This is a genomic window from Corynebacterium segmentosum (assembly GCF_900637825.1).
Taxonomy (GTDB): domain Bacteria; phylum Actinomycetota; class Actinomycetes; order Mycobacteriales; family Mycobacteriaceae; genus Corynebacterium; species Corynebacterium accolens.
The window spans coordinates 695720-707700 of record NZ_LR134408.1; the positions used below are offsets into that span (position 1 = coordinate 695720).

Below are 11981 nucleotides of genomic sequence, written 5' to 3' on the forward strand. Positions count from 1 at the left end.
GCCCGATTGAGTTACGTTTTTGCCCGAGGTTTGAAATAATAAAGCTATGTCGAATGAAAAGAATGGCTTTGTTTCCCCGGCGTGGCCGGACAATGAACACCGCGAGCATGCAATTACGGAAATTTCTGCGCCTTTTGCTGGTGCTTCCAGCCCCTACGGCGATGACTTGGTGCTGCCGATGCCGGCAGAGAAGTTGAACTACGTTCATCCTTATACCCGCATCAACCGCTAAAAAATTCCCCTTGCCGTGAAAGGCAAGGGGAATTTTTATGCGCTTGTTAGCGGCTGAAGTTCTCAACCAGCTGTGCAACCGGGTCGATGACGTTGCGGTTTGCGGAGTAGAACGCATCAAAGTCGTGGCGGTTGGCGTGGTAGAAGTCGGTGAACTGCGCCGGCAGCTGCAGGCCATAAGCGTTAGCGGTGTCCTTGATGAGGTTGTAGACGGCGTCTACGGCGAGCTCATCGGACTTGTTTTCTACTGCCTGCTGCACTGGCTGCGGTGCCTCAGCGGGTGCGGAAGGAGCGGTGCGCTCGGTCGGCGCGGAGTTCAGGCCGAGGGAGGCCGAGCATGCGGGCCATGCGCCCCAGCCCTGGTTAGCCAGGGTGCGCTCAGCGATGACAATCTGCTGCTCGCGGGTTGCCTGGTTAGCAGTAGGGGCGAATTCACCGCCGCCGTATGCCTGCCAAGTCTGCGCGTTGAACTGCAGGCCGCCGTGGTAGCCATTGCCGGTGTTGATGTGCCAGTCGCCGCCGGACTCACACTGTGCGAGGCGATCCCAGTCGGAGTCAGGGGCGGCGGCGGCGTTCGGTGCCATGATGGCGGCGGCTGCACCCAAGGCAACGGTGCCTGCGGTGAACTTAGCAGCAAAGTGGTTAGTCTTAGCGGAGTGGCGTCCCATAAAAGTAGTCCTTTCCGTGGTGCCCGTTTTCGTGGAAATGTTTTGCGCCTAGAAGAAAGGATGGGCGGGGAAACCTTCTTTGCGGCGACACTGGGGGCCAGCGTAGCGGTTTATAACGAAATAGTCACGTTCTGGGCACTAAATGGGAAAGAATTGAGACTATTGTGGTTCTGTCCGCAAAGTTTCCGCAGGTAGGCGCGGCGGTGTGAACTGTATCACATTACATGTGGAACTTCTGTTCTGTATAACTTCCAGCTAAACTTAAGAATTTACCCAAGAGAAGAGGTGGATACCTATGCCCATTGGCAAAGTGAAGTGGTATGACGCCGAGAAAGGTTTCGGTTTCGTTAGCAACCCGGGCGATGAAGACGTCTACGTTGGCCGGAATGTCCTGCCCAAGGGAGTAGAAGAAATCTTTCCGGGCCAGCGCATCGAATTCGATTTTGCGGCGGGGCGCCGCGGGCCGCAGGCGCTGCGGGTGCGCGTGCTGGATAAGCCACGCCGCCGCACGCCGTCGCGCAAGCCGGAAGAGCTCGGCAGCATGGTCTCTGATGTCATGACCCTGCTGGAATCCCAGGTGCAGCCGGTGCTGAACTCGGGGCGCTACCCCGAGCGCAAGACCGGGCGCCAAGTAGCAGAAATCCTCCGCGCGATTGCGAAGGATTTAGATAGTTAATTATCCATGGTGGATAGGGACCACACGGTGGCGAGGGGGGTTTCTTCGCCATCGTCGTCGGTGCCAATCATGAGGGAGGAGACCTCCACCACCATGAGCCGGGGGCGCTCGCCAGTCGATGCCTCGATGGGATCTACCGAACCGGGGATATCTACCTCGGTCGTTTCATTCGCACCGTGAGAGGTCTCATCATTGGCGGCGGGGTCATCATAAATGGACAGCACCTTCCATTCGTGATTAGAAATCTCCTCGGGGATTTCAAGATGCAAGGTGTCATCCTCGCCCACGGTTAGCTGGGGGACATCGCCTTCAGGGCAATCGGTTCCCGGCTCGCATACGAGGTAGGGCGTGACCTCCTTGGTGTTATCCCCCACGGAGGCGGTAATCGCAATCTCGCTCGGCTCAGGGCCTGGCCGCGAATTGCGCCAGCTCTGGAAGATCACCGCGGAGGCGACGATGACCGCCACGACCACGATGAGCGCGAGGATTTGCAGCAGCGACTTTTTCCTTGCTTCCTTACGGGTTGCCATGGCCCATTACTGTACTCGAACGCGGTAGAGCTCATCCCACCGCTTGCCGGTAAGCCAGAATTCATCGGTGCCCTTGATATGGGCGATGCCATTTAAGACATCATCGGGATCGGTGTATTTCGATTTATCGATGGCATCGGTAGAAATCACCGCGGTGACCTCCCCAGAGGAGGGATCGATGCGGTAGATATCGTTGGTCTGCCACACGTTGGCATAGACATCACCGTCCACGCATTCCAGCTCGTTGAGATCCTCTACGGGCGAGCCCTCGAGGGTGACCTCGGTGGTGGAGCGCTCCGCAAAGGTTTCCGGATCCATGTGCCGCAGGGTAGAGGTGCCATCGGACATGATGAGCTCGTCCTGGTTGGCACAAAGCCCCCAGCCTTCGCCGGTATAGGTGGCGGTCCCAGTGCGCTGGAAGTCGCCGTCATAGCGCAGGGCCTGCCCGCGCTTCCAGGTCAATTGCCAGATGGAATCGCCGTATTGGGTAATGCCTTCCCCAAAAAGCGAGTCATCCAGGGCATGGGCTTGGAGGACCTCGCCGGTTTCAGGGGAGAAGCGGATGAGCTTGGATTCGCCCCATTGCCCGGTGCCGAGCAGGAGGTTGCCCTCTCCGTCTTCTTCTAGGCCTTGCGTAAAGGAGTTCTCTGGCAGCGGCGCGGTATCGAGGACTTCCACTGATAGGTGCTCGGGGGAGGAAGATTCAGAAGCATCAGAAGAGCAGGCTGTTAAGGCGCAGCAGGGCACGGCAATGAGCGCGGCGCGGCGGAGAAACGACATGCACCATATGTACCACTGTTGGCGGGCCATCATGAATAATGAGGGGCGTGAGTAAGCGAAAAGCAAATCCGTTGATCGATTCCCGCGCCGTACGCATTGCGCGTGAGGCATTGGAAGAGGTGGGGGAAGGGGGCATCGGCAAGCATAGGGGCGTCGCCGGAATGGGCCGCAACGTTGTCACCCATCGCTTTGCGGCGGATATGCCGGGCTACCCAGGATGGGAATGGCAGGCCGTGCTCGCGTGCGCGGATGGCTCGCGCTACGTCACCGTCAACGAGGTGGCGCTGGTGCCGGGCGGGGAGGCGCTGCAGGCCCCGGAGTGGGTGCCGTATGAGGATCGCGTGCTGCCGGGGGATTTGGGCCCGGGGGATCTCATGCCGCCGGCCATCGATGATGAGCGCCTGAATGGAGATGAGCTTTCCGCCAAGGGGCTGGCGGATGCCAAGCATCGCTGGCAAGAAGAATATGGCCCAACCTCGGAGATGGCGGCGAAGGCGCAACTGCAGTGCCGCACGTGCGCTTTTTATATGCAATTCATGGATAACTTTGGGGTATGCGCTAACGAGTATTCCGCCGATGGCCGCGTGGTGCATGCGCGCTACGGTTGCGGTGCGCATTCGCAGACGCGGGTGAGCGAGGAGAAGGCGCCGGCCGCGGCCTTCGATGATGAAAAGCCGATTTACCAAGATTTTGATTTTGAGGATTAAGGCAGCACACTTAGGGCGTAAAAAATACCGCTCTACGTGAAAGGGCACGGCGTGAAAGCCACTCTCGATCGCTATTTCCACATTTCTGAACGCGGTTCCACCATCGGAACCGAGCTACGTGCGGGAACGGTCTCGTTCTTCGCCATGGCATATATTATTTTGCTCAACCCGCTGATCCTGGGCACGAGCCCGGACGCGGAGGGCTATACCTTAGGCGTGCCGCAGGTTGCGGCCGCCACGGCGCTGGTCGCCGGCGTGATGTCCATTGCCTTCGGCGCGATTGCGAAGTACCCCTTCGCCATGGCCGCGGGCCTGGGCATGAATACCTTCGTCGCCGTCAGCATGGTCGCCACCAGCGGGCTGACCTGGCAAGAAGCCATGGGCCTCGTGGTAATCGAGGGCCTTATTATCGTCCTGCTCGCCGTGTCCGGATTCCGCACCGCGGTATTTGACGCCATCCCGCAGCCCATGAAGGCCGCGATGGGCGTGGGCATTGGCATGTTCATCGCGATGATCGGTTTCGTGGACGGCGGGTTTGTTACCCGCGTGCCCGATGCCGCACAGACCACCGTGCCGGTGGGGCTGGGCATTAATGGTTCGATTGCCACCTGGCCGGCGGTGGTCTTCGTCATCGGCCTTATTGTTTGTGCCTTTATGGTCATCCGCAATGTGCCGGGCGGGCTTTTTATTGCCATCATCCTCAACACCGTGATTGCTTTTATTGTTCAGGCGCTCACGGACTCCGAGGACTGGGGCATGGCCGCCCCAGAGGCCCCGGACGGGCTGGGAGGCCTGCCGGATCTTTCCATCGTGGGTGATGTGAACCTGGTTGGCGCCTTTGCCAATATTGGCGTGATTTCCACGGTCCTGCTCATCTTCACCCTGCTGCTGACCAACTTCTTTGATGCCATGGGCACCATGACCGGGCTGGGCAAGCAGGCCAAGCTCGTGGATGACAACGGCAACCTGCCGGGCATGAAGAAGGCGCTGGTCGTGGAAGGCGCCGGCGCGGTGGCCGGTGGCTTGGGCTCGGCATCCTCGAATACCGTTTTTGCGGATTCCTCTGCCGGCATTGCCGATGGCGCGCGCACCGGCCTGGCCAATATCATGACCGGCCTGCTGTTTATCGCCGCGATGTTTTTCACCCCGCTCTATGAGATAGTGCCCATCGAGGCCGCCGCGCCCGTCCTGGTCATCGTGGGCGTGATGATGGCCGCGCAGCTCACGGATATCCCGTGGACGCGCATGGAAGTGGCCATCCCGGCGTTTTTAACCATCGTGGTCATGCCGTTTACCTATTCCATCGCCAACGGCATCGGCGTGGGCTTTATTACCTTCGCGCTCATGTCCACCTTTGCTGGTAAGGCCAAGCAGGTGCACTGGATCATGTGGCTGCTTGCTGGCTTGTTCGTCATTTACTTTGGCATCGATCCGATTTCGGAGGCCATCGGCTAGCCTGGAAGGCATGCACATTTCTGATCCCCGTGACCCTCGTCTGGATGATATTCGGAACCTCAATAAATCCGATAAATCCGGCGAGGGTTTGGTCATTGCAGAAGGCCCCTTGGTGGCCGCCCGCCTGATGGAATCGCGGTTTCCCATGCGTTGCTTGGTGGGCTTTCCCCAGAAGCTGGAGGCCTTCTTTGCCGAGTACGGCGAGCCCGAGTGCCCCGTCTACGAGGTCTCGCGCGAGACCCTGGCGGAGGTCGCGGGCTTCGATATGCACCGCGGTTTGGTTGCCGCAGCGGACCGCGCCCCAGAGCCGGAGGTGGGCGAGATCCTGGAGCAGGCCCGCACCATCGCCGTGCTGGAGGGCGTGGGGGATCATGAAAATATCGGCGCCATCTTCCGCCACGCGGCCGGCATGAACGTGGATGCTGTCTTGCTCGGCTCGGGTGCTGCGGATCCGCTCTATCGCCGCTCGGTGCGCGTATCCATGGGCCACGTGCTGCGCGTGCCGTTTGCGCATTTAGAGGGCGGTTTCACCACCTGGCAGCGCTCGTTGCAGGCGCTTGCCGATGCCTCCTTTACCCTCATTTCCTTAACCCCCAACCCCCAGGCGGTGCACCTGGCAGAGGCCATGCACGGGCAGGACAAAGTGGCCATGCTGGTAGGCGCGGAGGGCCCCGGGCTTACCGAGCACGCAATGAAGGCCACCGATATCCGCGCGCGGATACCGATGGCCCCAGGTACCGATTCTCTAAATGTTGCGACCGCGGCCGCCATTTCCTTTTATGAGCGCCAGCGTTCCTTGAGCGACTTGAACGTCTGACGCAGCCAATTGCCAATCAACGAGCCGAGGTGCTTGGCGGTAGAAAGGATCTCATCGCCGGTGGAATCCGGCTCGGCATCGTGGTCCTCGTAGTCGTCATAATCGTTCAGGCCCAGCCTATTCGCTGATTGGGCGGCGAACTCGCTGACCGGTTGCTTTGGCTTGGGCGGATCGATCTTGGGTTCTGGGCGCCCGTCCACGGCATAACCCACGACATCCAGGTCTGGGCCTTCCTGTCCCACGGTGATGCCCAACCAGTGTTCTTGGGCGGCCTCCATGATGCTGTGGGGCCGAAACGGCAGGGAAATACCGCCGAGGGATTCGTCCTTTTCGCCGGCCCAAAACGGTGCCTCGAAGGGCTCGGGCAGGCCGGTGTCCTCGTAGAGACGGTCGCGGGAGGCACACAAGCTGCGCTTGAGCTCACCGCTTTCCCACAGCGCGAAACCCGCATAGTCCTCGTCCGCGTTGCTGACTAGGGCAATAACCCGCTGGGCAGGGATTGCACTTAAGAGGTCATTCGGCAGTTGGGATAATAGGACGGAATCGCCCTCGCAGACCGTTTGCACCACGGCAATCCCTGGGTAGCCGCCGATGTAGTACTCATTCGGATCCGTCTGCGCGGAGCGGTTCAGGGGGAATTGCCCAATCGGGGTGACCGGGAACTTGGGGTTGAGCTGGGCTAGGAACTTGCGGCCGAAACCGCGGTCCGCCTTGGGTTCGGTCTTGAGAACTTCTTCGGCGCCGGGCTTGGAGATGTACCACAGCGTGAGGACGGCATGAGAGATGTCCACTGTTTAGTCCCTCGGGCGCTTGGTATTGGAGCGAACGCCCAAGAGCACGTCCTCCCAGTGTGGGGTGACGGCCTTGCGGCGGCGCTTCGAGGGCTTGGGCTCGGAGGACGGATTCTGCAGGAATTCCTCTTCTTCCGTCTCTTCGCTGGAACCGGAAATATCGGTGACATTGGCGGGCTGATCGCCGTCAATGGCTTCGTCGTAGCGGCCGCTGCCCAAGGAAGTCAGCGATCGCACCGGCTGCACGAAGTCCGGGTCCGTAAGATCTGCCGCGACCGAGTTGCGGGCCTCGACCGTAGCGGGGGAGGACATGGACTGCTTGAAGGTCCATTCCGCCTCGTTTTCAGAAAGGCCAGCCTTCCAGGTCACGCGCACTACCCACGGCTCGCCCTGGTGGCGGTAGGCATCCCACGTGGACTCCGAGAGGGAGTGGCCGCGGGCGGCAAAGGAGCTCGCCAGTACTTCCCACAGGGTGAGCTTGGCCGGGCCGTCTTCGCGCACCGGGTGGGCCTGCTTGGCCACCTCAGAAATGCGGTTGCGCTCCAGCATGACCGGGTAGGCGAAGGGCTCGATGCGCGATTCATCGACATGCATCTCTTCCGCGAGCTCCGCGGTGGAGGCACCGGCACGGATGCGGTTTTGGATCTCTGCCGGCCGGATCTGCTTTTCTTCCTCTTCGTGGGAGGGCTTCGGCATCGGCGCTAGCTTCGGCGGCTCCGGCTTGCTAGCGGCGGGCGTGAGGGCGGAACGCAGCTCATCGGTGATGGGAAGGGAAAACTCTTCGCCTTCTTCGGTGCGTAGCACCAATGAGTCTTCGCTCGATTCGCTGTCAACGAGAAACAGCTCGCGCATAGTGTGGCGCTCCTTTGCCTATCGACGGAAGGACGGATCTGTGATGCAGTCAACTATAACGCGAAAAGGCCCCGCGCCATGCGAGGCGGCGGGGCATGTTGATGACTTAGTTGGCATCCAGCACGTAGTCGATGCACTGCGTGAGCTTGGCGATGTCCCCAGGCTCAATCGCCGGGAACATGCCCACGCGCAGCTGGTTGCGGCCGAGCTTGCGGTACGGCTCGACATCGAGGATGCCGTTGGCGCGCAGGGTCGCGGCAAGGTGGGCAGCATCCACGGAGTCATCGAAATCGATGGTGCCCACGACTAGGGAGCGCGCTGCCGGATCGCTGACGAACGGGGTGGCCTCCGGCCGAGCTTCGGCCCAGTTGTACAGCGTGGAGGAGGACTCGGTGGTGCGCTTGACCATGCCGTCGAGCCCGCCGTTGTCATTCATCCACTGAATCTGGTCATCCAGCATGAGCAGGGTGGCGATCGCCGGGGTGTTATAGGTCTGGTTCTTGCGGGAGTTATTCACCGCGGTCTGCAGGTTCAAAAACTCCGGAATGAAGCGATCGGAGTTATTGATCTTTTCGATGCGCTCCAGCGCGGCCGGGGACATCGCGGCGAGCCAGAGTCCGCCGTCGGAAGCGAAGCACTTCTGCGGCGAGAAGTAGTACACGTCGGTCTCAGCGATATTGACGGGAAGGCCGCCGGCGCCAGAGGTGGCATCGACAAGCACAAGCTGCTGGTCGTTGTGGGGATGTGGGCGAACGACCTCCGTCATCGCGCCGGTCGAGGTTTCATTGTGGGCCCAAGCGGCGACATCGGCATCGGCCGCAAGCTCGCGCGGATCCGGGGCGGTGCCGGCGGGGGATTCGGTAAGAGCCGGGGCATCGAGCCACGGGGCCTTGGAGGCTGCCTTGGCAAACTTGGTGGAGAACTCGCCAAAGGTAAGGTGGGCCGACCGGCGTTCGATGAGGCCAAAGGTAGCCGCGTCCCAAAAGGCGGTGGCGCCGCCCAAAGACAGGACGATCTCGTAGCCTTCAGGAAGCGAGAACAGATCGCTTAAGCCCTCGCGCACGGATCCCACGAGGTTTTTCACCGCCGGCTGGCGGTGCGAGGTGCCCACGATAGCGGGGTCTATGGCCTCGATCTGGGCGGGGCGTACCTTGGAGGGGCCGCAGCCAAAGCGGCCATCGGAAGGCAAGAGATCTGCTGGCAGGGTGATTTCTGGAGTACTCATGCCGCCAGTGTAGAACAGTTCCGGTTGTACGGCAGGTATTTTGATGCCCGTAAACTTGTTGGCAGAATCACAAAGTTTGCTAGAGTGTGAATAGGTATAAGGCTGACTTGTCTAAGTTAGTGCCTTAAAGAACTCTTTAGCAGGGAAAGGAAATTCCGTGTCTACTGAAGAAAACAAGGTAGTACTCAAGCACGCTGGCAACGAGTACGAGATGGATATCAAGCAGTCCACTGAGGGCGATTCCGGCTTCGATATCTCCAAGCTCCGCAAGGAAACCGGGCTTGTTACCTTCGACCCCGGCTACACCTCCACCGGCTCCACCGAGTCCAAGATTACCTTTATTAACGGTGAGGAGGGCATCCTTCGCTACCGTGGCTACGATATTGCTGAATTGGCAAATAACGCCACCTTCAATGAGGTTTCCTACCTGCTGATCAAGGGCCACCTGCCGGATGAGCAGGAACTCTCGCAGTTCAATAGCGCCATCCGCCACCACACCCTCTTGGATGAGGACTTTAAGGCGCAGTTCAACATCTTCCCGCGCGATGCCCACCCGATGGCCGTGCTTGCTTCCTCCGTGAACATTCTCTCCAGCTACTACCAGGATCAGCTGGACCCACTGGATGAGGAGCAGCTGGACAAGGCCACCGTTCGCCTGCTGGCTAAGGTGCCGATGCTGGCCGCTTACGCTTACCGCGCATCCCAGGGCAAGCCATATATGTACCCGGATAACAACCTGAACGCGCGCGAGAACTTCCTGCGCATGATGTTCGGTTACCCCACCGAGGAGTACGAGGTTGACCCGGTTGTCTCCAAGGCACTGGACAAGCTGCTCATCCTGCACGCTGACCACGAGCAGAACTGCTCCACCTCCACCGTCCGCATGATTGGCTCCGCACAGGCCAACATGTTCGTCTCCATCGCCGGCGGCATCAACGCCCTGTCCGGCCCGCTGCACGGCGGCGCTAACCAGGCCGTGCTGGAGATGCTCGAGGACATCGAGAAGAACAACGGCGGCGACGCTACCGACTTCATGAACCGCGTGAAGAACAAGGAAAAGGGCGTTCGCCTGATGGGCTTCGGTCACCGCGTGTACAAGAACTACGACCCACGCGCGGCCATCGTCAAGGAAACCGCACACGAGATCATCGATCACCTGGGCGGCGACCCGATGCTGGACCTGGCCATGAAGCTGGAAGAGATTGCGTTGAACGATGACTACTTCGTCTCCCGCAAGCTCTACCCGAACGTGGACTTCTACACCGGCCTCATCTACCGCGCCATGGGCTTCCCGACGGACTTCTTCACTGTCCTCTTCGCCATCGGCCGCCTGCCGGGCTGGATCGCTCAGTACCGCGAGCAGCTGGAGATGAACACCAAGATCAACCGTCCTCGCCAGATTTACACCGGTGAAACCCTGCGCAAGGTTACCCCTCGCAGTGAGCGCTAAATAGCGCTTTTGGTCGCCCCAATTCAGCCGAATCGGGCTTGAGCACTATAATTGGTGCAGCTCGGTTCGGTTTTATTGCGACCGCACGAACAAACTAGATTTCCCAAGGAGAATAATCCCCATGGATAAACCTGTTATTGAAGCCCAGTCTGGCCCGGCGCCGACCGACCTCGTCATCGAGGACATCGTCGTAGGCGATGGCGCTGAAGCTCAGCCTGGTGGCGTAGTGGAGGTCCACTACGTTGGTGCCGAATATGAGACCAACCAAGAATTCGATTCCTCGTGGGACCGTGGCCAGTCCATCGAGTTCCCACTGACCGGTCTCATTGCCGGCTGGCAAGAGGGCATCCCGGGAATGAAGGTGGGCGGTCGCCGTCAACTCATCATCCCGCCGGAAAAGGCCTACGGCCCAGCCGGCGGTGCGCACCCGCTGTCCGGCCGCACCTTGGTCTTTATCATTGACCTCATCCGCGCCGACTAAACTGCGCTACAAACGTTGAACCGGCTCCCGAAAAAAAGGGGAGCCGGTTTTTCGTTGTACTGGGGCCTTAGTTCTTTCAAGTGCCCGCATAAGACGGGAAACTGGGGCACAATGGGAACTATGACTGTGCCAACTATTTCTTTCAATGATGACCGCGAGATGCCCCAGCTCGGTCTGGGTACCTACAAGCTCAACGACGATGAATGCATTCGCGTAGTCCGCGAAGCCATTGACCTGGGCTACCGCCACTTTGATACGGCGACGCTGTACAAGAACGAGGGGGCCTTGGGTACTGCGCTGAACCAAGCCATTGACGCGGGCGATGTCAGCCGCGAGGACTTGTTTATCACCTCCAAGGTCTGGCACTCCCACCACGGCGCGCAGAAGGCGGAACAAGCCTTCCAGGAATCCATGGAGAAGCTGAAGCTGGATTACTTGGACCTGTACCTCATCCACTGGCCGTGGCCACAGGGCGGGCTGTACGTGGAGACCTTTGAATCCATTGCGCGCCTGCAGGGTATGGGTCAGATCGCTTCCATTGGTGTTGCTAACTTCTACGAGGAAGTCCTCGAGGACCTCATTGATAAGACCGGCATTACCCCGGTGCTCAACCAAGTAGAGCTGCACCCTGGATTCACCCAGCCGGAGCTGCGCGAATTCCACCACAAGCACGGCATCGTGACCGAGGCGTGGTCGCCGCTGGCGCGCGGTGTGGTGCTCAATAACCCGGAGATTGAAAAGATTGCCGCCGCGCACGAGGCTACCGAGGGCCAGGTGGTGCTGGCGTACCTGATGGCCAAGGGCATTTCCGTTATTCCGAAGTCTGCCCGCAGCGAGCGACTCAAGGAGAACTTGGCCGCCGCGGAGCTAGAGCTGGGCAAGGATGAAATCGCAGCGATTGACTCCTTGGAAGGTCAGGAAGGCTTTGGCCGCATGTTTAATGACCCCCGCGAATTCCCGGGCGCGGAGGGCTAAGAACACACCTCGGGCTCAGGGGCCACCGGCGACGGCGTCGTCGGTGGCTTTTGCTGTGCAGGATGGCTGAGTGGGAAGTACGTGCTGGTTAAGGCACTCACCTCGCTGATAGGTGGTTCCTTTCGCGCCGCCTTTACTCATTAGTTAATGTCTGGTTAACAAAATTTGCGAACACGTTAACTCTGGGGTGGAGGGGGTGATTTGCAAAGAATATTAGCCCAGTTCACCGGAACCTATCGGGCTAAAAGGGGGGAGTTTTTGTGAGGCATATTGGCAATATTTACTGCTTTGCAAAGATTGTTCTGTATCTTACATAGCAACGCGGGTAGTGATGGACAACACA

At 59.7% G+C, this 11981-nt stretch carries 14 protein-coding genes; 8 read left to right on the forward strand and 6 right to left on the reverse strand.

Translation table 11 applies throughout. The features are described 5' to 3' along the window. Positions 1-46 precede the first annotated feature (46 nt). Complete coding sequence (locus tag EL217_RS03425) at positions 47-232, forward strand: hypothetical protein (RefSeq protein ID WP_005279826.1); 186 nt, start codon at positions 47-49, stop codon at positions 230-232. Between the two features lie 46 nt (positions 233-278). Here the strand turns inward: EL217_RS03425 and EL217_RS03430 are convergent, their stop codons facing one another. Then, a complete protein-coding gene (locus EL217_RS03430) occupies positions 279-899 on the reverse strand; it encodes a resuscitation-promoting factor Rpf1 domain-containing protein (RefSeq protein WP_005279827.1) in 621 nt (206 codons plus the stop codon). Positions 900-1194: 295 nt separating this feature from the next. On the opposite strand from EL217_RS03430, the gene EL217_RS03435 reads away from it, so the two are divergent. After that, positions 1195-1575: a cold-shock protein gene (locus EL217_RS03435; protein ID WP_005279828.1), complete on the forward strand. Its 381-nt coding sequence runs from the start codon at positions 1195-1197 to the stop codon at positions 1573-1575. Here EL217_RS03435 and EL217_RS03440 read toward each other — a convergent pair. Both EL217_RS03440 and EL217_RS03445 read right to left on the reverse strand, forming a co-directional pair. Then, positions 1572-2105: a DUF2771 domain-containing protein gene (locus tag EL217_RS03440; protein WP_005279829.1), complete on the reverse strand. Its 534-nt coding sequence runs from the start codon at positions 2103-2105 to the stop codon at positions 1572-1574. The genes EL217_RS03435 and EL217_RS03440 overlap by 4 nt on opposite strands. A gap of 6 nt (positions 2106-2111) precedes the next feature. Further along, entirely contained in the window at positions 2112-2918 is an 807-nt protein-coding gene (locus tag EL217_RS03445) for a glutaminyl-peptide cyclotransferase (protein ID WP_126318578.1), read from the reverse strand. Between the two features lie 5 nt (positions 2919-2923). On the opposite strand from EL217_RS03445, the gene EL217_RS03450 reads away from it, so the two are divergent. Genes EL217_RS03450 through EL217_RS03460 form a run of 3 tightly spaced genes read left to right on the forward strand, consistent with a single transcriptional unit; the run spans position 2924 to position 5864 of the window. Continuing rightward, positions 2924-3592 carry a DUF3027 domain-containing protein gene (locus EL217_RS03450; RefSeq protein WP_126318581.1) on the forward strand — a complete coding sequence of 223 codons (669 nt, stop codon included), beginning with the start codon at positions 2924-2926 and terminating at the stop codon, positions 3590-3592. A gap of 51 nt (positions 3593-3643) precedes the next feature. Further along, positions 3644-5047 carry an NCS2 family permease gene (locus EL217_RS03455; protein WP_023028486.1) on the forward strand — a complete coding sequence of 468 codons (1404 nt, stop codon included), beginning with the start codon at positions 3644-3646 and terminating at the stop codon, positions 5045-5047. Positions 5048-5057: 10 nt separating this feature from the next. Further along, on the forward strand, positions 5058-5864 hold the full coding sequence (locus EL217_RS03460; protein WP_005279837.1) for a TrmH family RNA methyltransferase: 807 nt from the start codon (positions 5058-5060) through the stop codon (positions 5862-5864). On the opposite strand, the gene EL217_RS03465 is transcribed toward EL217_RS03460, so the two are convergent. The 3 genes from EL217_RS03465 to serC form a co-directional block, all read right to left on the reverse strand. Continuing rightward, positions 5825-6655: a DUF6928 family protein gene (locus tag EL217_RS03465; RefSeq protein WP_023017573.1), complete on the reverse strand. Its 831-nt coding sequence runs from the start codon at positions 6653-6655 to the stop codon at positions 5825-5827. The two genes, EL217_RS03460 and EL217_RS03465, sit on opposite strands and share 40 nt — an antisense overlap. A gap of 3 nt (positions 6656-6658) precedes the next feature. Beyond that, positions 6659-7507: a septation protein SepH gene (gene sepH, locus EL217_RS03470; protein ID WP_023017574.1), complete on the reverse strand. Its 849-nt coding sequence runs from the start codon at positions 7505-7507 to the stop codon at positions 6659-6661. A gap of 106 nt (positions 7508-7613) precedes the next feature. Continuing rightward, on the reverse strand, positions 7614-8732 hold the full coding sequence (gene serC / locus EL217_RS03475) for a phosphoserine transaminase (RefSeq protein ID WP_023025861.1): 1119 nt from the start codon (positions 8730-8732) through the stop codon (positions 7614-7616). A gap of 157 nt (positions 8733-8889) precedes the next feature. Between serC and EL217_RS03480 the strand changes: the two genes are divergently transcribed. From EL217_RS03480 to EL217_RS03490, 3 genes are all read left to right on the forward strand, one after another. Further along, entirely contained in the window at positions 8890-10182 is a 1293-nt protein-coding gene (locus EL217_RS03480) for a citrate synthase (protein ID WP_005279842.1), read from the forward strand. A 121-nt stretch (positions 10183-10303) separates the two neighbouring features. Next, a complete protein-coding gene (locus tag EL217_RS03485) occupies positions 10304-10663 on the forward strand; it encodes an FKBP-type peptidyl-prolyl cis-trans isomerase (protein WP_005279843.1) in 360 nt (119 codons plus the stop codon). Between the two features lie 111 nt (positions 10664-10774). Continuing rightward, positions 10775-11638 carry an aldo/keto reductase gene (locus tag EL217_RS03490; protein ID WP_126318583.1) on the forward strand — a complete coding sequence of 288 codons (864 nt, stop codon included), beginning with the start codon at positions 10775-10777 and terminating at the stop codon, positions 11636-11638. The last annotated feature ends 343 nt before the right edge of the window (positions 11639-11981 follow it).

What these genes read in the sequence shown, in the direction of transcription:
- EL217_RS03425 (WP_005279826.1), top strand. Translation starts at nt 47, where the DNA reads ATGTCGAATGAAAAGAATGGCTTTGTTTCCCCGGCGTGGCCGGACAAT.
- EL217_RS03430 (WP_005279827.1), bottom strand. Translation starts at nt 899, where the DNA reads ATGGGACGCCACTCCGCTAAGACTAACCACTTTGCTGCTAAGTTCACC.
- EL217_RS03435 (WP_005279828.1), top strand. Translation starts at nt 1,195, where the DNA reads ATGCCCATTGGCAAAGTGAAGTGGTATGACGCCGAGAAAGGTTTCGGT.
- EL217_RS03440 (WP_005279829.1), bottom strand. Translation starts at nt 2,105, where the DNA reads ATGGCAACCCGTAAGGAAGCAAGGAAAAAGTCGCTGCTGCAAATCCTC.
- EL217_RS03445 (WP_126318578.1), bottom strand. Translation starts at nt 2,918, where the DNA reads ATGATGGCCCGCCAACAGTGGTACATATGGTGCATGTCGTTTCTCCGC.
- EL217_RS03450 (WP_126318581.1), top strand. Translation starts at nt 2,924, where the DNA reads ATGAGGGGCGTGAGTAAGCGAAAAGCAAATCCGTTGATCGATTCCCGC.
- EL217_RS03460 (WP_005279837.1), top strand. Translation starts at nt 5,058, where the DNA reads ATGCACATTTCTGATCCCCGTGACCCTCGTCTGGATGATATTCGGAAC.
- sepH (WP_023017574.1), bottom strand. Translation starts at nt 7,507, where the DNA reads ATGCGCGAGCTGTTTCTCGTTGACAGCGAATCGAGCGAAGACTCATTG.
- serC (WP_023025861.1), bottom strand. Translation starts at nt 8,732, where the DNA reads ATGAGTACTCCAGAAATCACCCTGCCAGCAGATCTCTTGCCTTCCGAT.
- EL217_RS03485 (WP_005279843.1), top strand. Translation starts at nt 10,304, where the DNA reads ATGGATAAACCTGTTATTGAAGCCCAGTCTGGCCCGGCGCCGACCGAC.
- EL217_RS03490 (WP_126318583.1), top strand. Translation starts at nt 10,775, where the DNA reads ATGGGAACTATGACTGTGCCAACTATTTCTTTCAATGATGACCGCGAG.